This window comes from Agrobacterium sp. 22-214-1 (assembly GCF_053522465.1).
Map to the genome: position 1 here is coordinate 969,814 of NZ_JBNWCK010000001.1, position 19,174 is coordinate 988,987.

Consider the following 19,174-nt stretch of genomic DNA (forward strand, 5'->3'; position numbering starts at 1 on the left):
GATCAGATTAGAACGTGCGCTGAAGGCGAACGAAACCGGTCCAGCTGTCGCCAGTCGGTCCATCGACGTCCTGGTAGTTGGCGGTAACCTTGGCATCCAGACCCTGGGTGATCTTGTAATCAACCGTCAGGCCAGCGCGCCATGCATCGTTGTCGCCGGTGAAGTCGCCGTCCGGAGCGATGTCGATCGTGCCGAGGTACTGAGCAGCAGGCGTGATGGTCAGCTTGTCAGTTGCCTTGATTGCGTATTCAGCAGCAACTGCCCACTCGGACTCTTCGTAGTAGTAGTTTGCGCCGGAAGCCCAAACGCCAGAGAGACCGAAGGTGCCGGGGCCGATGTCAGCATACAGGATAGCGCGGATTGCGCCGTTTTCCTGGTCCGTGTCATAGGAGCCGAGCAGGTTGGCGGTGATCGCACCGAACTTGGCGCCGATGATACCGCTGACGCCAACGTTGTTCGGGCCTTCGAAGGTGCCACCCTTGGCAACGCCGAGGTTGGACGTGCCGTCACGTACGGAGTCGAGTTCTTCAACGCTGATACCTGCGTAGAACGAACCAGCGTCGTAGGTGTAACGCAGAGCGTTGCCACGAGTGGTGTTCGAAGACAGGATATCGGTTTCGCCGGAGAGATCGTCATCCCACCAGGTGTACATGTAACCGACCTTCAGGCCGCCGAGCTCGATGAAAGCCTGGTCGACGTTGACGCCACGGTCGCTGTCGTTGTTAGCCTGACCACGCAGACCGATGTAGCCACGCAGAGCGCCGAGCTCGGTGTCGGTGCGGGTGTCGATGTTGAACTGAGCGCGCGTGAACGAGTTCCAGTCAGACGTACCGGACTGATTACGGCCGAAGTCGGTCTGGAAACGGATGTAACCGTCGAACTTCAGGCAGGTTTCGGTGCCGGGGATGTAGAAGAAGCCGGTGCCGAAAGCGTCGCAGACGCGAACATATTCCAGGGGCTCGGGCTCGGCAGCGACGATAGCGTCAGCGGCCTGTGCGCCGGATACTGCTGCGAGAGCTGCAGCGGAGCCGATGAGAAGGCTCTTGATGTTCATGGTTGACCTCCAGTCAAACGCTTAATCTTCTAAGCAGCGGGTGGGAAAGCACTTCAGAAATGCGTGCCGCTTATGGAGATGATTAGAGCCAAAACCGGTCGCACAGGCAATCGTAATCATGACAGAAGGAAGACAGTAAGGTGTCCTTAGTTTTTCATTGTTGCGAAATAGCTACAATTCTAACCGACGGGACCCCATTTGTTAAAAAATCATTAATAACTTATGCTTTTCAGTCACTTAACAAGAGGATCGAAAAATCCGCCGTGAGAAAACCCACGAGATCACCTGAATCTGGACACGATCAAGCCACCGGAAATTGTTCAAAAGACGATTGCAATGTGCAGAGGTCCCTACTTCCGCAAGAAAAAAACTGACCGAAAAGCAAAAGCACACAGCTTCGGATTCCTGAACCGACTCAAGGCTCCAGATACCGAGCGAATCAATGGGCATGCGCTAGCGATCTGTTCCGAGGATAAAGCCGCAGAAATCGGAACGCCGCCACGATCTCGCCACCCGCCGCGATGCCCGGCCAATCAAGATGCCATTCAAACAAAAAAAGCCCGGCTCGAGAGCCGGGCTTTCCATCACTGACAATGTCAGATCAGATTAGAACGTGCGCTGAAGGCGAACGAAACCAACCCAGCTGTCGCCAGCGCCGGTGTCAACACCTTCGGTGCCGTCGACGTCCTGGTAGTTAACCGAAACGAGCGTGGAGAGGCCCTGGGTGATCTTGTAGCCAACAGCTACACCAGCGCGCCATGCATCGCGGTCGCCAACGAACTGGTTGTCAGCACCGATGTCGATCGTACCGAAGTACTGGACGCCGGGGGTTATGGTCAGCTTGTCGGTTGCCTTGATTGCGTATTCAGCAGCAACGGTCCACTCAGACTCTTCGTAGTACTTGTTCGCGCCAGAAGCCCAAACGCCGGAGAGGCCAAACGTGCCCGGGCCGATGTCAGCCGTGACGATACCGCGGATTGCGCCTTCTTCTGCGTCGGTGTCGTAGCCGCCGAGCAGGTTAGCGTTTACGCCGCCGAACTTGGCGCCAACGATAGCGGAGATGCCAACGTTGTTCGGGTTTTCGAACGAACCGCCCTTTACGAAGTCTGCAGAGATGTTGGAAGAGCCACGAGCAGCGTCGAGTTCTTCAACAGCAACGCCAACGTAGAAGGAGCCAGCGTCGTAGGTGTAACGGATAGCGTTCAGACGAGTCTGGTTCGAGCTGAGGCTGTCAACTTCGCCGGAGAGACCATCATCCCACCAGTTGTAGTAGTAACCGACCTTCAGGCCACCGAGCTCGATGAAAGCCTGGTCAACAACAACGCCACGGCTGGAGTCGTTGTTAGCCTGACCGCGCAGACCGATGTAGCCACGCAGAGCGCCGAGCTCGGTGTCCGTGCGGGTGTCGATGTTGAACTGAGCGCGCGTGAACGAGTTCCAGTCAGACGTACCGGACAGGTTACGGCCGAAGTCGGTCTGGAAACGGATGTAACCGTCGAACTTCAGGCAGGTTTCGGTGCCGGGGATGTAGAAGAAGCCGGTGCCGAAAGCGTCGCAAACGCGAACGTATTCCAGGGGCTCAGGCTCAGCAGCGACGATAGCGTCGGCAGCGTGAGCGCCGGATACTGCTGCGAGAGCCGCAGCGGAGCCGATCAGAAGGCTCTTGATGTTCATGGTTGACCTCCAGTCAAAGTTTTTAAGTGGGTCTGGGTACTTTCGCTGAAGGACAGCATTCCCTGCCCCATTCCCGTGTTCTTAGAAGCCAAACGATCCACCGCCTCGCTTCTGGTGGTGAAAATACAAAAGGTTTCGCCGCTTGCAATCGCCAACATCCGATAAATAGCATTTACGTATATGCTTCATTTCGGTTTGTTGCGGAAACAACACACAGCGCGCAGCCGGGCCGCAGGCGGCTTTACCTTGCGTTAAGAAATTGCTTGAAAATCCGTTAGTTAGCGAGGTTAACAAGGTCTTTCTAAACTACCGGCTTTTTCGGCGAAACCTTGCCTCGCCGGGCAAGGATGATGGAAACTTTTGCTTCCTCACACCCCTGCACCTGACACTCCTTCGCAGCGCGCATGGAGAAACGATGGAAAAACCCATGCCGTTTGCCGCCCGATTCCCCCGCATAACGATTCGAAAGGCTCGCTTCGTGTCGGTTACGATACCGATACGCCGCCACCCGTCCGGTTCGCCGCGAGAACTGATTTGATGACGTGACGTCGCGTTTGACGATTGCCCGTTAATATCGGCAGCAGCCGATTTGTCGCGCGTGTCAATTCGAAACAGACAGAAGAACAAACGACATGAGGAGACCGTCGCCAAAGCGCTCCGGCGGTGGCTTGGTACTGGGGAACGGTGACGCTCGGATTTTCCGGTCTTGTGCCGAAGTGGCGGAGAGGATGGGATTCGAACCCACGATACGCTTTTGACGTATACTCCCTTAGCAGGGGAGCGCCTTCGACCACTCGGCCACCTCTCCGGTGCGGCCTGATTATTGCGTAAAAAAAATGATTGCAAGGCTTTTTCGCCAAGAAGCACAAAAACCTGTTGGCTGAACATCGTCCTGCGAAACTTTGTGGGCCTTTCGGGAACTTCTTGCAGGCCGGCACGTTCTGCCTTCGGTAACAAAAGAGGTGTTCTAATGGCTCAGACCAAACTGAATGTTGTCGAAGACACGATCGAAAACCAGATTGCGGAGTTGCGCTCGCAGATTTCATCCCTCTCCAAATCCGTATCCGCCCGCGCGGAAGGTGTGAGCGAGGATGCGTCCGAGTTTCTGGACGAGGCGCGAGGCCGCGTCCGCAAAGCGGCATCCAATGTCCGCGCCCAGGGCCAGAATGTCGTGGAAGCCGTCAAGGAAAATCCCGGGACGGCGACCTCCCTGCTGACGATCGTTGGCGCACTCGGTTTTGCCATCGGTTACGCGGTTGGCGCGAGCACGCAGCAGAACTCGTCGAACAGCAGCCTTTATCGCTGGCGCTGATCGCCGCATCGAATTAAAATTGAGGCAAGGCGGGTCAATCCTGCCTTGCCTTTTCGTATTTATTTGAAATGTGATGAATGGGGGCGAATATGCGGTTCAGCGACGATCTTGAAGCGGCTTTGTCGGATTTTGCGAGGGATCACGGCGTCGACAGGGATGAGGCCATCCAGCGCATCATTCGCGCCGCCCTTATCAACACCGGTTATCTCGCCTCCGGCGAAGAAGGCATTCCGCCGGAAAAACTGAACGCCAGCAACGACGACTGAATTAATAGCCAGACCGGGATGGTGCAGGCGCCGCTCCGCCCTTGTAACGGGCCGAGAGCGCACGCAGGGTACTGGCGAATTCCGTGACATCCGCACCGACGGCCACGAAGGACGCGCCGAGTTCGAGATAGCGGCGATTATAGGTTTCGTTGAAGGTGAGAATGCCGGCGGCCTTGCCCGCCTTGACGATCTTGACGATGGCCGCCTCGATCACCGCCTGCACTTCCGGCTCGTCTATCCTGCCGAGATAGCCCATATCGGCAGCCAGATCCGCCGGGCCGATAAAGACGCCGTCCACACCCTCCACCGCAAGAATATTATCGAGATCGTTGATCGCCGCGCGCGTTTCGGCCTGCACCAGCAGGCAGACGCTGTCAGAGGCGCTGTCGGCATAGTCGGTTATCGTGTTGAAGGCGGAAGCGCGGGCAACGGCAGCACCCATGCCGCGAATGCCGCGCGGCGGATAATGCATGGCGCTGACCAGATCCTTCGCCTGGTCGGCCGAATCGACCATCGGCACCAGAAGCGTGCGCCCACCCGCATCCAGAAGCTGCTTGATCATCCAGCTTTCGCCGACCGGCACGCGCACCACGGGCTCCGCAGGCGACGTGGCAAGGGCGCGCAGCTGATCGATGATGCTGCGCAGATCGTTCGGCCCATGCTCGCCGTCGATCACCAGCCAGTCGAACCCCGCCGTACCGGCGATTTCCGCCGTGATGGCCTCGCCCATATCGAGCCAGAGGCCGATCTGCGGCTTGCCGGCATGGATGGCGGTTTTGAAACGGTTTTCGGGAGCAGGCATGATGTCCTCAGGAAAGCAGTGATTTCAGATCGGCGGAAGCATCCGCCAGGATGGCGCGATCCGGCTCCGCGCCGGTATCGAGCAGTTTCTTGCCCGCGACATAGGCCTTGGCATCGTTGACGGCATCCACCGCCACGAATCGCCCGTCGCGAAAATACCAGACGGACCAGCTGCCCTCACGCGCGCCCTGCCTCCGCATCGTCTCGTCATAACCCAGGTTGAAGCCGGCGATCTGCAGCTTGGCGTCATATTGATCCGACCAGAACCATGGCTTCGGATCATAGGCGACTTCAGCCCCGGTGAGCACGGCAGCGGCCGCCTCGGCCTGATCGACAGCGTTCTGTACCGATTCGAGACGCACATGCTGGCCGCGCCAGGGCAGCAGCGCGCAATCGCCCACCGCATGAATGGCGTTGTCGGAGGTGCGGGTGTGGTCGTCCACCACGATGCCATTGCCGACATCAAGGCCTGATTCGCGAGCGAGGCGATCATTCGGCGTCACGCCGATGCCGACAATCACAAAGTCCACATTCAGCGTCGAGCCGTCGGATAGTTCGGCAGCGGCCACCCGGCCATCCATGCCGACAAGGCGCACAAGGCCGGTCTTTTCGCGAATGGAAACGCCGTGGGCCTGATGGATGCCGCGCATGATATCGGCGGTTTCCTTCGCCGCCACACGCTGGAGAATGCGGTCGGCCATTTCGATCAAAGTCACTTCGAGGCCGAGCTTGCGCGCGACGGCCGCTGCTTCGAGACCGATATAACCGCCGCCGATTACCAGCAGCCTGCGGCCCGGCTTCATCTCCTCCATAAGCCGGTCGGCATCGCGCTTGTCGCGCACGGTCAGGACGCCTTCCAGATCGCCGCCGATACTGGCGGGCAGCAGGCGGGGAGCCGCCCCGGTCGCCAGCACCAGCCTGTCATAGGAAAGCGTGCTGCCATCCTGCATGCGCAGGGATTTGGCGACGCGATCTATCTCCTCGACCCAGGTGGAAAGCCGGATATCGACATTGTTCTCCGCGTACCACTCCTCCGGCCGGAACATCAGCCGGTCGAAGCTCATCTCGCCGAGAAGGTATTTTTTGGAGAGCGGCGGCCTCTGGTAAGGATAGGCATCCTCGGAACCGACGATGGTGATGGGGCGCTCGTCCTTCAGCGCCCGAAGCTTCGACGCCAGCGCGAAAGCGGCCTGCCCCGCCCCGACGATTACCAGCCTTCCCGTCACAGTCCACTCCCAGAAGAATCACGAAGCGCCGGTCCTGCCGGGCCTCGCGAAGCGATATTGCAAGGCTCAGGCGTAACGCCAAGTACGGCCCCAGTCAACACCAGCCCCGTGCAAGCGTGGCGCAGTATCATCACAGGCTGCAACCGGATGGGACCGAACGCATTTCCATAGCGGAAACATCGGCTTCCGAAGGGAAGATTGGTCGAGATCGAGACAGAGAACAGACAATTGCGCGCATTTCCTTCATGCCCTGGCAAGGAAGCGGCGTTAAAATCGGCATCAAAAGAGGCAATCCGGGAGGTTGTCATGGCTTTGCATATGGATCCCCGTCAGAACGTCCCCCAGGACGAGATGTACGAGAAATTTCAGATCGACCGGCCCGGCAAGATCACCTTCATCGGGCATCATCTCAGCGCCAAGGACACCATGCGCTGCCTGGTGCGGACCATTTCCCTTTACGGCGCGGAACTGGATGTCAGTCCCGATCTGGAAATGCCGGCCAATTTCTATCTGGAAATTCTCGGTATCCGCGATGAGATCGGCTGCACGCTGATCCGCCGCGAAGAGGAAAAAGTGACGATCGGCTTCAATATGCTGATCGATGCGGAGTTCCTGCACCATGTGCGACGCCTGAGCTTCGAAACATCATGATGACCGCCGCAAAAGCGGAGCTCACGGAATAGGCATGCGAAGCGGCGGGACCGCCACCTCGCTGTATCTGATAGATTCGGCATCCAAATCTGCCGCCCCGTTCTTCCGGCTCACCGCATCGCAGGCAGAGATCGAGACTATCGGGGCGGCCGTCATCATATCTTCACGACCGCCGCCGTGACGTACATGAACATTATTCCCGCTCCGAGGCCGCCAAGGACTGCCGGAGACAGGGAGAGGGAGGCGAAGTTGCGGGCGTTGCTACGGACCATGTAGGCCGAGACCTCGACCATGACCTGCAGGATGGCTCCGGCCCCGATGGCGAGCGCGAAAGTCGTCCATTGCGGTGCATAAGCGAGACTGCCAAGCCACATGCCAAGCACCGCCGGGCCGCCGGCCAGAAGGGTAAGCCCGGCGAAAATCCACAATGACGGCCGTTTTTTGAGGATCGGCGCGGCGATGCCGATACCCTCGGTAATGTTGTGGATCGCAAAGCCCAGCACGAGAAACGCACCGAGCCCCGCCGAACCCGCCGCAAAGGCAGCGCCGATCGCCAGCCCTTCGCCGAAATTATGCAGGCCGATGCCAAGCGCGATGTAAGTCGCGAGCGCAAGCCCGGTCGGCGTGCCATGCCGGCGGCCAACCGCCATCAGGATCAGGAAGGCCGCAAAGGCGGCGAGTACGACCATCACCCGGCCCTGAAACAGCGCAGCCGTTTCGCCGGCGATTTCCAGCGCCTCTTCCGTCATGTCGATGAGAAGATAAAGCAGCAGGCCGATTGTCAGCGCCAGCAGGAAATTCATGCCGCTTTGGTCGACATTGCGCAAAGCGGGATAGAACATCAGGCCGATGGCGACGGGAACGACGCCGACGATGATGCCGACCAGCGCCTGGATCCAGAGTTGTCCGGATGTCGCGGTGGGCGTCGGCACCGCCACGGCGATCTCGTGGTCGAAGCTCGCGCCGGTGTTGGTGACCACGGTGACCGCGTGGGTATCGGCGAGATTCCACGGAAAATCGATGTTGAGCCAGACGGACGACCCCCTCGGAATTTCACCCGCAGGCGATTGAGTGAACGTCCAGTAGGCCGCATCCACCTGTACCTGCGCTATCGTCATCGGCTCCGAACCGCCAGCCCGGACCAGCAATTGCAGGCCCCTGTCGTTGAGGATGGTGCGCTCGAAGGTGAGGTTTTCGACGGGCGGCGCGCCGTTGTCGAGCCGCCCGAGCGGGTCGGCGGCGAAAATCCAGGCGATGGCGGCGGCCAGCGCCAGAAGCGGCAAGACGATCCAGACGAGCGTGAGGCCGGAGCGGGCGGGCGCGGATGTTTTCTTCGTTTCCATGACATTCATGACAGCGACTCCACGACATCGAACATGCCCATCCAGCCAAGTTCGGTGAACTCCGTCTGATGGGGGTGGAACATATAAAGTCCGGGCTCGTGCGCGGCGAAGCTGAACTCCAGAATGCCGCGCTCCGCCTGGCACTGGGTGATGAGGTCGACGGTCTGCAATGTCGGCGTCAGCGTCGTTCCCTGATTGAAATAATTGAAGAAATTCGCATGCAGATGGAAGGAATTGATCGGATCGAATTCCAGCACGTTGACGAGATAGATGCGCACCGGCTTCGAGCGGAGAATTCTGATCGGCTTCTTGGCGAAGGCGTGTGCGACCGTATTGACGGCGTAGAACTCGTTCTCCTCGTCGAAATTGGTGTCGAATGCGTTCGACACCATCACCATTTCCTGCCAGCCCGCATTTTCCGGCGTGCCGAGCAGGCGCGAGCGGGCGACCTCGGCGTGCTCGGGATGCCGGTCTGGATCCGGATCGATGATGAAGGCGCCATACATGCCCTTGTGCATGTGCCGGCGCAGCGGCACGTTGTGGCAATGATACAGATGGCAGCCGAAGGGCCTGGCGTCGAATTCGTAGGTGAATTCACCGCCCGGATCGACCATGCCCGGCGTGCCCGGAATGCCGTCCATCCTTGCTGAATGAATGCCGTGGAAGTGAAGGGAATGCGGGTGGGAACCGTAATTCCTGAAATTCACCCGGATACGGTCGCCTTCCCTGGCGCGCAGGGTCGGTCCCGGCACGCGGCCATTGTAAGTCCAGGCCGGAAACATGACACCGGGTGCAATCTCGATATCCTTGTCCTCGGCGGTAATCTCGAAGGTGCGAAGGGTGCGCCCGTCGGCGGTGCGCTCCACCGTGCCGGCCTCCCAATCCGTCAGCATGTCGTGGGGGTCGACACCATTGGTTTGCGGATCGACCTCGCCGACCGTCATCATCGAACCATGCGCGCCGTGGGCTTTCGCCGCGCTATCGGCCGGAGCCGAGCCCGGCGCTGTCGCCCCGTGAGCTGAATGCGCGGTCTGGCCGGAGGCGCTGGTGGCCAGAAGCGCCCCTCCTCCCGCAGCCACGAGCCCGCCGGCGAGCAACCCTCTGCGACTGACCAGTTCACCCGTCAATCGCGTCGGTGACGTCTTCTCCATTTGCGACTTTCTTTCCATTTTCATCTCTTGCGGCGGCTGTTTGTCGTGAGAACTATCGATTTCATTTGCATTTTTGCAATTAAGAATCATTTGCAATAAAAATAACTATACTCGCCAGCTTATCTATATTCTGCAATTAGGAATTAATTGCAACAAGCATTTGACGAACGGGTGCAACATTGCGGCAATCCATCGCTTTGCCGCCTGCGGAACCCAGCCTGAAAGGTCGATTTTCAACCGAGATCGTCAAAATCGGGACGTCGCGCCGTGGAGCTAGGCCCCACCGAGACAGCATTTCCAGCCGCCCGTCGCGCCGGCGGACCGGGCATGAGCGTAAATTCCGGCAGGAAGGGGTTTCCAAACCGTCGGAAATCTGACCCATTGTGGCGAATTGAGCTTTGCTCGGAACGAGACTTTCCAACTGCATATCGGATTAAACAATGTCAGCCTTTTCCCGCCTCACGCCGCTTGCCGCCTCGCTTCCCTCAACCGTTCCCTTCGTCGGCCCCGAAGCCATCGAGCGCAACCGCGGCCTGAAGGTTGAAGCGCGTATCGGCGCCAATGAGAGCGGCTTCGGCCCCGCCCCTTCCGTGCTTCTGGCCATGCGCGATGCGGCGGCGGAGACGTGGATGTACAGCGATCCGGAAAATTATGAGCTGAAGGAAGCGCTTGCCATCCACCATGGCGTTGCACGCGGCAATATCGCCATCGGCAGCGGCGTCGATGGGCTGCTGGGTGAGATCGCGCGGCTGATCGTCGAGCCGGGCACGCCTGTCGTCACCTCTTTTGGCGGCTACCCCACCTTCAATTACCATGTGAACGGTTTTGGCGGGAAACTCGTGACCACGCCCTATGTCGACGATCACGAAGACCTTGACGGGCTTCTCGATCTCGTCATCCGGGAAAATGCGCCGCTCGTTTATTTCGCCAATCCCGACAATCCGATGGGAAGCTGGTGGGAAGCGAGCGAAGTCGTCGCCTTTGCCCGCGCATTGCCGGAAACCTGCCTGCTCATTCTGGATGAGGCCTATTGCGAAACCGCGCCGGCCAGCGCCGTCCCGGCCATCGACGCGCTGATCGGCCAGCCGAACATTCTGCGCATGCGCACCTTCTCGAAAGCCTATGGGCTGGCGGGTGCGCGCGTGGGTTACGCTATCGGCACGCTCGGCAATGTCGAAGCCTTCGACAAGATCCGCAACCATTTCGGCATGGCGCGCATTTCGGTCGCCGGCGCTTTGGCGGCGCTGAAAGATCAGGCCTATCTGCATGAAGTCGTTGGTAAAATTTCTGACGCCCGTGAGCGCATTTCGGCAATCGCGCGCAATAGCGGCCTTTCCCCGCTCCCCTCCGCCACCAATTTCGTCACCATCGATTGCCATCGCGACGGGGCTTATGCCCGCGCCATCGTCGATGGGCTGATGGAACATGGCGTCTTCATCCGCATGCCGGGCGTCGCGCCGCTCAACCGCTGCATTCGCGTGAGCGTGGGGCCGGGTGACAAGCTCGATCTTTTCGAGCAGGCATTGCCGAAGGTCCTCAAGGCGATCGGGTAAGCTCCTACGTCTCCTCATTCCTGTGCTCGTCACAGGAATCCAGTCGACGCGCGTCTGCGCGGCGAGAGGACTCTTCTCAGCCCAAGGACTTGGGCTGGCTGGATCCCTGTGACAAGCACAGGGATGAGGGTGTCGGGCGAGTCGGCATATGATCCGATACCGCGCGTTGCACGCATCGATTCAACATCCTCCCGCAAGCCCATTCCCACGAATCGTTTTCCGGCGCAGAGACATCGCCGAACATAAGAAAACCGCGCCGGCCTTGTTCCTGCCGGTCGCGGTTTGATGTGTCAGCGCAAAAGCCCTTTTCAAAGCCCTCGCCGCGTTCCCCTTCGGGTTTACTTTCCTTTGCGCCGGTCATCGGGACTGGAGGGAACCGGACCGGAAATCTCAATAAAAGCTTGGGTAAATCAGTGCATCGTCATCCAGTCGCGGGCGGCGCGCAGCGCTTCGGCCAGTTCCGATTTCGTCATGTTGCGGGCGAGATCGGCGCGCAGCGAAGCGGCTCTTTCCGATCCGCGGATCGCGGCGATGTTGAGCCATTTATGGGCGGCGATCAGGTCCACCTTGCAGCCCCGGCCGGTCGCATAGACCAGGCCGAGATTGCAAAGAGTGTCGGCGCGGGTTTCGCCACCGGCAGCCATTTCGATATCGCGAATTTCAAAGCGTGCCATTGTTTTAATCCCTGTCCTTCTGCCTGTTTCATCATTCGCCTTCTTGTCGAGGCCATCGTCCGGACCTGCCGTCTTTTGCGGCTTTTTTGTCCTTTCGTCCGGCAGGTTTTTCCTGCGCTTTTGATGAGTTCACTATGCCACGGGGCCTTCAACGGTCGCTTAAAAGGCATGATTAATGCGCCGCAAACAAACTGCAAACGATTGGTAAAATTGGGTTTTCGTTAAATATCACGAGCCGCGGAAATTAAGGACTTTGCGGCGAATTTTACGAAAAGTTTAGAATTGGATTTAAACCCTTCCTTCACCACGATCAAAACAGCGATTTTCCAATTCTCCCTCTTTCGCTCCTGCCGCCGCTGTAAATGCCGCGCCGGGGCCGCAAATTTCTGTTTCCTTTTACGTGAACGTCAAATACTATCCGCCCTGCCCGTCATGAGGATGAAACGGGCACAGGATAGCGCGGTGCAAGGAGCAATCGTTGCGCCGCAGGCGGCTTGGGCCAGAGATGGCGCATTCGCACGCCAAAAGGGTTTGATCTACGCATCGCGTCTTTGGGCCGCCGGCTCGAGAAAGCCTGCGCGAATTTCGGGAGGAATTTTATGAAGCGTATAATGACGATTGCCGCCGCCCTCATGTTGAGCGGCAACCTTGCCTTCGCCGCCGAGGCAATCGAAGGTAACTGGAAGACCGCCAGTGGCGAAACCGCCGTGATCGGCCCCTGCGGCGGCGCCTTCTGCGTGACGCTGAAGACCGGCAAACACGCCGGAAAACAGATCGGCAAGCTTTCCGGCAAGGGAAACAGCTATTCGGGTGAAATCACCGATCCCGCCAATGACAAGACCTATAGCGGCTCCGGCACCGTTTCCGGCAACTCGCTGAGCATGAAGGGCTGCGTGCTGAAGGTTCTGTGCAAATCGCAGACCTGGACGCGGCTGTAATCGACAGGGCGGCGGGCGGGCTTCTGTCCTGCCGCCTGCGGTCCCGCGCCTGACGGCGCGGTGTGCTGCCAAGGATTTCACCTGAGACTGCGGACGCACGCCGCATGGAAGCCATATATCCGTTGATGTATCGCGTAGCGCCCAACACCAACGAGAGCGACGCATGCGCCCCACCCTTTCGACAATCCTGATTGCGGGCACCTCGCATGTCGGCAAAAGCACCTTTACCGGCCTGCTGAGCGAAAGGCTGCGCTGCGAGGCAATATCGACCGACAGTCTCGCCCGCCATCCGGGCAGGCCATGGCCGGGCATTCCTGCACCGGTGGAAGAATACTACGCACGGCTCTCGGCGGAAACGATCCACTGGTTCCTGAAGATACATCATCAGAACATCTGGCCGCTGATCCGCACGATGATCGACAGCAGGTCGGGCACCGGCACTCGCACGATCTTCGAGGGCGCGGCCCTGCGGCCGGAATTGATATCGCCCCTGCTTGGCGGCAGCGTCGCCGGTGTCTTTCTTCATGCCGGCAATGATTTTCTTCTCGAGAGAATGCGCTCTCACGCCCGCTATGAAGATGCAACGGCTGAGAAGCGGCGGATCATCGACGCCTTCATCGAGCGTTCGTTGCGGGAAAACACGGACATGCTGGCATCCGCGCAGGAGCACCGCGTGCCGGTTGTCGATGTGACCCAGCCTCAGGCATTCGAGACCCTGCTGACCGATCTTGCAGCACGTGCGGAAGCCCCTCTGTCCTGATCGAAAAGCGGGTGGCCCGCGAGATGCCCGGCGCCATTGCGGCATCAATCTGTCATGTCACCGCCCGTTAACATCCCTGAATGCCATATGAACCGGGGTCTCAGGGTCCGTTCAGTCCGAGTGTGGCAAAACTCTGTCCATCAACTCCAATAAGGGGAATGGACATGGCAAAGCTGATCAGCCGACTGGCAATCTTCGCGTTTCTCATGGCGATCTTCGCCATGTCCTTCGCCTCGCTCGTCGTTAATCCGAACCGCAGTTTCCAGCGGGTGAATGCGGGCGCGGCAATCGCCTGCCAGCATAGCCCCTCGCCCGCCGCCAATTGCCCCGTCGTATTGTGAGGACAGGCCGATGACGACAAGTTTTTCCAACGGCCTGTTTTCCGCGCTGCGGCTGGTGCTGATGGCCTCGATCTTTCTCGGTCCGGTCGCCGGACTTGCGGTTTACAAGGCCGATCCCCGCCCCGCCTCCAAGGGCGCCGGCTTCGTGCTTTTGATGAGCCTGCAGCGTGGCGCGCTCGGCTGAAATTTCCGCCGACCCGCTGTTATTCGAACTGCCTTTTTGCGTTTCTTTTCAGTTTCTTCGTATTTCTGTCGCTTGCCTGTCGAAATTGGCCTCTTATAATGGGCCATGACAATAGCAAAACGAACGATTCCGCCCCTCACCTTCATCAGCCCCGAGCCTTTCGCGCCGCAGTCCTTCACGGACCCGAAACAAGCTGTGGCGGCTTTGACCGCGCTTTACGAGCGCAATACGGCGTTCCTGATCAATTCCTTCACCGAGCTTGCCAAGGGCGCGCCGATTGCCGGGCGCTACCGCGCCTGCTATCCGCAGGTGAGCCTCGAGACCGCCACCTTCGGCCATGTCGATTCGCGTCTCTCCTACGGCCATGTCACCGCCCCCGGCGTTTACACGACGACCATCACCCGGCCGGAGCTTTTCCGCCATTACCTCAAGGAACAGCTGGGGCTTCTGATGAAGAACCACGGCGTTCCGGTCACTGTGTCGGAATCGGCGACGCCCATTCCGCTGCATTTCGCTTTCGGCGAAGGCGCCTATGTCGAGGCGGCGGCGGCCTCCTCGCTGTCCGACGTGCCGCTGCGCGATCTGTTCGATACGCCCGACCTCAACAATACCGACGATCTCATCGCCAATGGCGAATATGACCAGGTGCCGGGCGAACCCGCGCCGCTCGCCCCCTTTACCGCGCAGCGCATCGATTATTCTCTGGCACGCCTCAGCCACTATACGGCAACGAGCGCCAGCCACTTCCAGAACTTCGTGCTGTTTACCAACTACCAGTTCTATATCGATGAATTCGCCGCATGGGCGCGGCAGTTGATGAAGAATGGCGGCGAGGGTTACACGGCTTTCGTGGAGCCGGGCAATATCGTCACCCCTGCCGGTTGCGACAAGCCGGAAACGGATGCCGTGCTCGCGCGCCTGCCGCAGATGCCCGCCTATCACCTGAAGAAGAAGGGTCATGCCGGCATCACGCTCGTCAATATCGGCGTCGGCCCCTCCAACGCCAAGACGATCACCGACCACATCGCCGTGCTGCGTCCGCATGCCTGGCTGATGGTTGGCCACTGCGCCGGCCTGCGCAACAGCCAGCGGCTTGGCGACTATGTTCTGGCGCATGCCTATGTGCGCGAAGATCACGTGCTTGATGACGACCTGCCCGTCTGGGTGCCGATCCCGGCTCTGGCCGAAGTGCAAGTGGCGCTGGAAGGCGCCGTGGCGGAAGTTACCGGCTACGAGGGCTTCGAGCTGAAGCGCATCATGCGCACGGGCACCGTCGCCACCATCGACAACCGCAACTGGGAGCTTCGCGATCAGGCAGGCCCCGTCAAGCGCCTGTCGCAGTCTCGCGCCATAGCGCTCGACATGGAATCGGCCACCATCGCCGCCAACGGCTTCCGCTTCCGCGTGCCCTACGGCACCCTGCTCTGCGTCTCCGACAAGCCGCTGCATGGCGAACTGAAACTGCCCGGCATGGCGACGGAGTTCTACCGCACCCAGGTCGCCCAGCATCTGCAGATCGGCATCCGCGCCGTGCAGAAACTTGCTGCCATGCCGACGGAGACGCTGCATTCGCGCAAGCTTCGAAGCTTTTACGAGACGGCGTTCCAGTAAGATCGTGCATCTTCGCCCTCAAGGTGCTGATGTTGGCCCATACACCTTGAGGCGTCGAAATGCGTGTGACGATCGACCTTGATGACGAGCTGATCGCAGAGGTGATGGAAATTACTGGAGTTTCCAACGCAGAAGCAGCGGTTGAAATGGCCCTGAGAGAATTGATCCGGAGACACCGGGAGCTACGAGGCGTCGGCCGGGAAGGCAATATCAGTGGAATCCGCGATAGCTGGAGAACGGATGAGTCCTAATTGACTCACTCAATGCTCTCACTGCCATCAAAGAACATAACCTCCGTCATTCCGGCCTTGAGCCGGAATCTAGCCGGCGCGCGTCTGCGCGGCGAGAAGAGTCTTTTCAGCCCAAGGACTTGGGCTGACTGGATTCCGGCTCAAGGCCGGAATGACGGAGAGAAAACAGCACGACCACAGCAAAATATCGCATTTAGCGGACAGCAACGATTATGCCTGAGCCTATAGCGCTTCAGGCAAAAACGAGATCTTTGGAAGCGATCTATCTCTTTATTTTTACGCACCTCCAGTAAGACCGCTACGCATTTTTAATGGAGATGCTCTTGCGAAGTCGCCGGTCGCGGTCCGCTCGCGCGGATCGCGCCACATCCGTCTCAAACCACCTTCACCGTCCCCTCCACGCGGATGGGAAAATTCACCGAGCGTGCGATGAAGCATTTGTCGTGTGCATCATGGTGCAGCTCATCCGCTCTGGCCGGATCGCCTTTCGAAATGGTGATGACCGGTTTCAGCACCACTTCGCTGAATTGCCCCGCGCCATCCTTTTCCATCACCAACGTGCCTTCGGCATTGTCGACATAGTCTTCGACGATGATGCCGTTGACCGAGCAGAAATGCAGGTACCACAGCTTGTGGCAGGCCGAGAGAGAGGCGACCAGCAGGTCTTCCGGGTTCCAGCGGGAGGGATCGCCGCGGAAAGCGGGGTCTGAGGAGCCGGCGATATCGGCTTTCCCTGCGGTGGAAATCGTGTAGTCGCGTTCATAATCGCGGTAGCCGGATGTGCCCTTGCCGCGATTGCCGGTCCATTTCACCTGCACGGCGTAATGATGTTCCTGCCCTGCCATCTGATTATTCCTCCCTTGGAAACTTTTTTCGCATTCTCTAACGGAAAACCGGTGTCCACTTTTCCTAGAAATGCTCCCGCGTATCGCGCAGGTGGTCGAGCCCCTTGCGCAGCGTTTCTATAATCTGGTCCACTTCCGAGCGGCTGATCGTCAGCGCCGGTGAGGCCAGCATGCGGTCGCCGGTGGCGCGCATCACAAGGCCATCTGCCAGGCAATGGTTGCGCACCGCGGTTCCGATGTCGTCCGGCTTGGCGAAACGCCGGCGCGTCGCCTTGTCGGCCGTTATCTGCAGGCCGCCCATCAGGCCGACATTCACCGCCTCGCCGACCAGTTCATGATCCGTCAGGCTTTTCCAGCCTTCGGAGAAATAAGGGCCGATATCGTCGCGCACCCGTTCCACCAGTCCCTCTTCCTCGATGATGCGGAGGTTTTCCAGGGCGGCGGCGGCGCAGACGGGATGGCCGGAATAGGTGAAACCGTGGTTGAAGTCACCGACCTCAGACAACATCACCTCCGCCACCCGATCCGAGACGATGACGCCGCCAATCGGCAGATAACCGGAAGACAGGCCCTTGGCGACGGGCGCAAAATCCGGCTCCACGCCGAAATGCTGATAACCGAACCAGGAGCCGAGACGGCCGAAACCGCAGATCACCTCATCGGAGACGAGCAGGATGTTGCGCGCCTTGCAGATGCGGGCGATTTCCGGCCAGTAGGTTTCCGGCGGCACGATGACACCGCCCGCACCCTGAATGGGTTCGGCCACGAAAGCGGCGACATTTTCCTCACCGAGTTCATCGATCTTCGCTTCCAGTTCGCGCGCCACCTTCAGGCCGAATTCGGCCGGAGAAAGATCGCTGCCTTCGGCATACCAATAGGGCTGGCCGATATGGGCCACCCCCTCGATCGGCAGGTTTCCCTGCTCGTGCATCCATTTCATGCCGCCGAGCGAAGCGCCTGCCACCGTCGAGCCGTGATAGCCGTTGCGCCTTGCGATTACCCTGGTCTTCGTCGGATGGCCAAGCGCCTTCCAGTAGACCCGCGCCATGCGGAACCAGGTGTCGGTCGCTTCCGAGCCGGAATTGGTGAAGAAGACATGGTTCATCTTCGGCCCGGCGCGCGAGGCGATCTTCTGCGCCAGAAGCGTCGCAGGCGGCGTGGTGGTGCCGAAAAACGCGTTGTAATAGGGCAGCTCGTTCATCTGGCGCTGCACGACATCGGCGATCTCGCGGCGTCCGTAACCGATATTCACGCACCAGAGGCCGGCAAAGGCGTCGAGATATTTCTTGCCGGTGCTGTCATAGATGAACACCCCTTCGGCGCGCTCGATGATGCGGGTGCCGGCGGCGTTGAGCTTGCCCATGTCGGAAAAGGGGTGGAGGTGATGGGCGGCATCGATGGCGGCGAGATTGGACATCGGCTTGGAGACTTCATTCATGACAGATCGCACTCCCATAAAGGCAACGGCGCTCACGCCACCGCGCCCGCCGAACATGGCCGGGCGGCCTCGATTTGGCAAGGCTGGCGTTTTTTAGGGGTATAGAAGCTAGATTGCCGGTGGGATAACACTCAAGTCACATGCGGTTGCGCTATGCGAAGAACGACCGCCCCACCAGCACCTTCAATTCGCCGGCATGGACTTCGAGCGCCACATCCCGCTCCATCGGCAGCAATTCGCCATCGATGACGCAGCGCAGGTCATGGCGTTTCTTCGGAAAATGCAGCTCCACATCTGTCACGGTCATGGCGGTCACGGCGGCGTTTTCCTTCAGCCTGCCGCGCAGAATGTCGAAAGCGAGTTTCGCGACGCCGGAAGGACGCAACGGATCGGCGAGATAGAAGCCGAGATGGCCGCCCGAGACATTGTCCGCGACCATCAATGCGCTCTGGCCGAATTCATTGTTGGAGACGGAAATGGCCGAGACCTTGCGGTGCTGCGTTTTGCCGTTGACGGTATATTCCACCTCGAAGACCGGCGGATTGAGGATGACGCTGATGGCGGCGCGGATGCTCGCCTTGATCTTGCCGAGGCGGGAGGCAAAAGCGAGATTGTTGCGATAGCGCACCATGCGCGAATGCAGGCCCGCGGAAAACTGGTGGACGAAGAGGCGGCCATTGGCGCTGGCGATGTCGACACTGGCAATCTCGCCATTCGCCAGCGTTTCCAGCGCCTGGCGAATATCGAGCGGCAGCTTCAGCGAGCGGGCGAAGAGGTTCATGGTGCCGGCCGGAACGATGCCGAGCGCGATGCCGTGTTTCCAGGCGATGGCGGCTGCTGCGGAAATCGTGCCGTCACCGCCGCCGGCAATGATGCCTTCAATGCTTGGCTCATCGGCGGCGCGTTCCATTTCCTCGACGATATCCTTTCCGGAGACCAGACGGCAATCGATGGCGTGGCCGGCGCGGGTGAAGACCTCGCGGGCATGGTCGCAATAGGCCTCCATGTCGGTGGTGCGAAACGTGCCGCCGTCACGATTGAAAATTGCAATGAGCTTCATGTTTCCAACCCGATCCAGTGAGGCAGCCGCGCGTAAATGCC

At 59.5% G+C, this 19,174-nt stretch carries 20 protein-coding genes and 1 tRNA gene; 10 read left to right on the forward strand and 11 right to left on the reverse strand.

The features are described from left to right. Positions 1-7: 7 nt before the first annotated feature. The 3 genes from ACQZ5G_RS04890 to ACQZ5G_RS04900 form a co-directional block, all read right to left on the reverse strand. Positions 8-1,054, reverse strand: coding sequence for a porin (locus ACQZ5G_RS04890; protein WP_127758300.1), 1,047 nt, complete (start codon positions 1,052-1,054; stop codon positions 8-10). A 606-nt stretch (positions 1,055-1,660) separates the two neighbouring features. Further along, a complete protein-coding gene (locus ACQZ5G_RS04895; RefSeq protein WP_304982391.1) occupies positions 1,661-2,728 on the reverse strand; it encodes a porin in 1,068 nt (355 codons plus the stop codon). A gap of 717 nt (positions 2,729-3,445) precedes the next feature. Beyond that, positions 3,446-3,536: transfer RNA gene (locus ACQZ5G_RS04900), tRNA-Ser, on the reverse strand. 162 nt (positions 3,537-3,698) lie between these two features. Here ACQZ5G_RS04900 and ACQZ5G_RS04905 point away from each other — a divergent pair. Both ACQZ5G_RS04905 and ACQZ5G_RS04910 read left to right on the forward strand, forming a co-directional pair. Continuing rightward, positions 3,699-4,040, forward strand: a complete 342-nt coding sequence (locus ACQZ5G_RS04905; RefSeq protein ID WP_448737526.1) for a hypothetical protein — start codon at positions 3,699-3,701, stop codon at positions 4,038-4,040. 89 nt (positions 4,041-4,129) lie between these two features. After that, positions 4,130-4,306 (forward strand): hypothetical protein, encoded by a 177-nt coding sequence (locus tag ACQZ5G_RS04910; RefSeq protein WP_003524115.1) that lies wholly within the window; start codon positions 4,130-4,132, stop codon positions 4,304-4,306. A gap of 1 nt (position 4,307) precedes the next feature. Here the strand turns inward: ACQZ5G_RS04910 and ACQZ5G_RS04915 are convergent, their stop codons facing one another. Together ACQZ5G_RS04915 and ACQZ5G_RS04920 are read right to left on the reverse strand one after the other, a co-directional pair. Then, positions 4,308-5,108, reverse strand: coding sequence for an aldolase/citrate lyase family protein (locus ACQZ5G_RS04915; RefSeq protein ID WP_448737525.1), 801 nt, complete (start codon positions 5,106-5,108; stop codon positions 4,308-4,310). A gap of 7 nt (positions 5,109-5,115) precedes the next feature. After that, the gene (locus ACQZ5G_RS04920) at positions 5,116-6,333 is read right to left on the reverse strand and encodes an NAD(P)/FAD-dependent oxidoreductase (protein WP_448737524.1); all 1,218 of its coding nucleotides are present in this window, start codon (positions 6,331-6,333) and stop codon (positions 5,116-5,118) included. A 306-nt stretch (positions 6,334-6,639) separates the two neighbouring features. On the opposite strand from ACQZ5G_RS04920, the gene ACQZ5G_RS04925 reads away from it, so the two are divergent. After that, positions 6,640-6,984: a hypothetical protein gene (locus tag ACQZ5G_RS04925; protein WP_020809517.1), complete on the forward strand. Its 345-nt coding sequence runs from the start codon at positions 6,640-6,642 to the stop codon at positions 6,982-6,984. A gap of 155 nt (positions 6,985-7,139) precedes the next feature. On the opposite strand, the gene ACQZ5G_RS04930 is transcribed toward ACQZ5G_RS04925, so the two are convergent. Together ACQZ5G_RS04930 and ACQZ5G_RS04935 are read right to left on the reverse strand one after the other, a co-directional pair. Further along, the gene (locus ACQZ5G_RS04930) at positions 7,140-8,336 is read right to left on the reverse strand and encodes a ZIP family metal transporter (protein ID WP_448737523.1); all 1,197 of its coding nucleotides are present in this window, start codon (positions 8,334-8,336) and stop codon (positions 7,140-7,142) included. Continuing rightward, positions 8,333-9,478 carry a multicopper oxidase domain-containing protein gene (locus ACQZ5G_RS04935; RefSeq protein ID WP_448737522.1) on the reverse strand — a complete coding sequence of 382 codons (1,146 nt, stop codon included), beginning with the start codon at positions 9,476-9,478 and terminating at the stop codon, positions 8,333-8,335. Before ACQZ5G_RS04935 ends, ACQZ5G_RS04930 begins: the two co-directional genes overlap by 4 nt. A gap of 440 nt (positions 9,479-9,918) precedes the next feature. Between ACQZ5G_RS04935 and ACQZ5G_RS04940 the strand changes: the two genes are divergently transcribed. Then, positions 9,919-11,031, forward strand: a complete 1,113-nt coding sequence (locus tag ACQZ5G_RS04940; RefSeq protein ID WP_448737521.1) for a pyridoxal phosphate-dependent aminotransferase — start codon at positions 9,919-9,921, stop codon at positions 11,029-11,031. Positions 11,032-11,441: 410 nt separating this feature from the next. Here the strand turns inward: ACQZ5G_RS04940 and ACQZ5G_RS04945 are convergent, their stop codons facing one another. Continuing rightward, positions 11,442-11,705 (reverse strand): SEL1-like repeat protein, encoded by a 264-nt coding sequence (locus ACQZ5G_RS04945; protein WP_003524109.1) that lies wholly within the window; start codon positions 11,703-11,705, stop codon positions 11,442-11,444. A gap of 599 nt (positions 11,706-12,304) precedes the next feature. Between ACQZ5G_RS04945 and ACQZ5G_RS04950 the strand changes: the two genes are divergently transcribed. The 6 genes from ACQZ5G_RS04950 to ACQZ5G_RS04975 all read left to right on the forward strand — a co-directional run bounded on the left by ACQZ5G_RS04950 (position 12,305) and on the right by ACQZ5G_RS04975 (position 15,790). After that, entirely contained in the window at positions 12,305-12,643 is a 339-nt protein-coding gene (locus ACQZ5G_RS04950; RefSeq protein WP_003524108.1) for a DUF2147 domain-containing protein, read from the forward strand. 163 nt (positions 12,644-12,806) lie between these two features. After that, positions 12,807-13,403: a hypothetical protein gene (locus ACQZ5G_RS04955; protein ID WP_448737520.1), complete on the forward strand. Its 597-nt coding sequence runs from the start codon at positions 12,807-12,809 to the stop codon at positions 13,401-13,403. A gap of 158 nt (positions 13,404-13,561) precedes the next feature. Continuing rightward, positions 13,562-13,744 carry a hypothetical protein gene (locus ACQZ5G_RS04960; protein WP_020809511.1) on the forward strand — a complete coding sequence of 61 codons (183 nt, stop codon included), beginning with the start codon at positions 13,562-13,564 and terminating at the stop codon, positions 13,742-13,744. Between the two features lie 10 nt (positions 13,745-13,754). After that, a complete protein-coding gene (locus tag ACQZ5G_RS04965) occupies positions 13,755-13,928 on the forward strand; it encodes a hypothetical protein (RefSeq protein WP_003509979.1) in 174 nt (57 codons plus the stop codon). Between the two features lie 105 nt (positions 13,929-14,033). Continuing rightward, complete coding sequence (gene amn, locus ACQZ5G_RS04970) at positions 14,034-15,539, forward strand: AMP nucleosidase (protein WP_448737519.1); 1,506 nt, start codon at positions 14,034-14,036, stop codon at positions 15,537-15,539. Between the two features lie 59 nt (positions 15,540-15,598). Further along, positions 15,599-15,790, forward strand: coding sequence for a type II toxin-antitoxin system VapB family antitoxin (locus ACQZ5G_RS04975; RefSeq protein WP_448737518.1), 192 nt, complete (start codon positions 15,599-15,601; stop codon positions 15,788-15,790). A gap of 374 nt (positions 15,791-16,164) precedes the next feature. Here the strand turns inward: ACQZ5G_RS04975 and ACQZ5G_RS04980 are convergent, their stop codons facing one another. From ACQZ5G_RS04980 to ACQZ5G_RS04990, 3 genes are all read right to left on the reverse strand, one after another. Then, positions 16,165-16,635, reverse strand: coding sequence for an OsmC family protein (locus ACQZ5G_RS04980; RefSeq protein ID WP_080809823.1), 471 nt, complete (start codon positions 16,633-16,635; stop codon positions 16,165-16,167). Between the two features lie 64 nt (positions 16,636-16,699). After that, a complete protein-coding gene (locus ACQZ5G_RS04985; protein ID WP_448737517.1) occupies positions 16,700-18,073 on the reverse strand; it encodes an aspartate aminotransferase family protein in 1,374 nt (457 codons plus the stop codon). A 151-nt stretch (positions 18,074-18,224) separates the two neighbouring features. Then, positions 18,225-19,133, reverse strand: a complete 909-nt coding sequence (locus ACQZ5G_RS04990; protein WP_448737516.1) for a diacylglycerol/lipid kinase family protein — start codon at positions 19,131-19,133, stop codon at positions 18,225-18,227. Between the last annotated feature and the right edge of the window lie 41 nt (positions 19,134-19,174).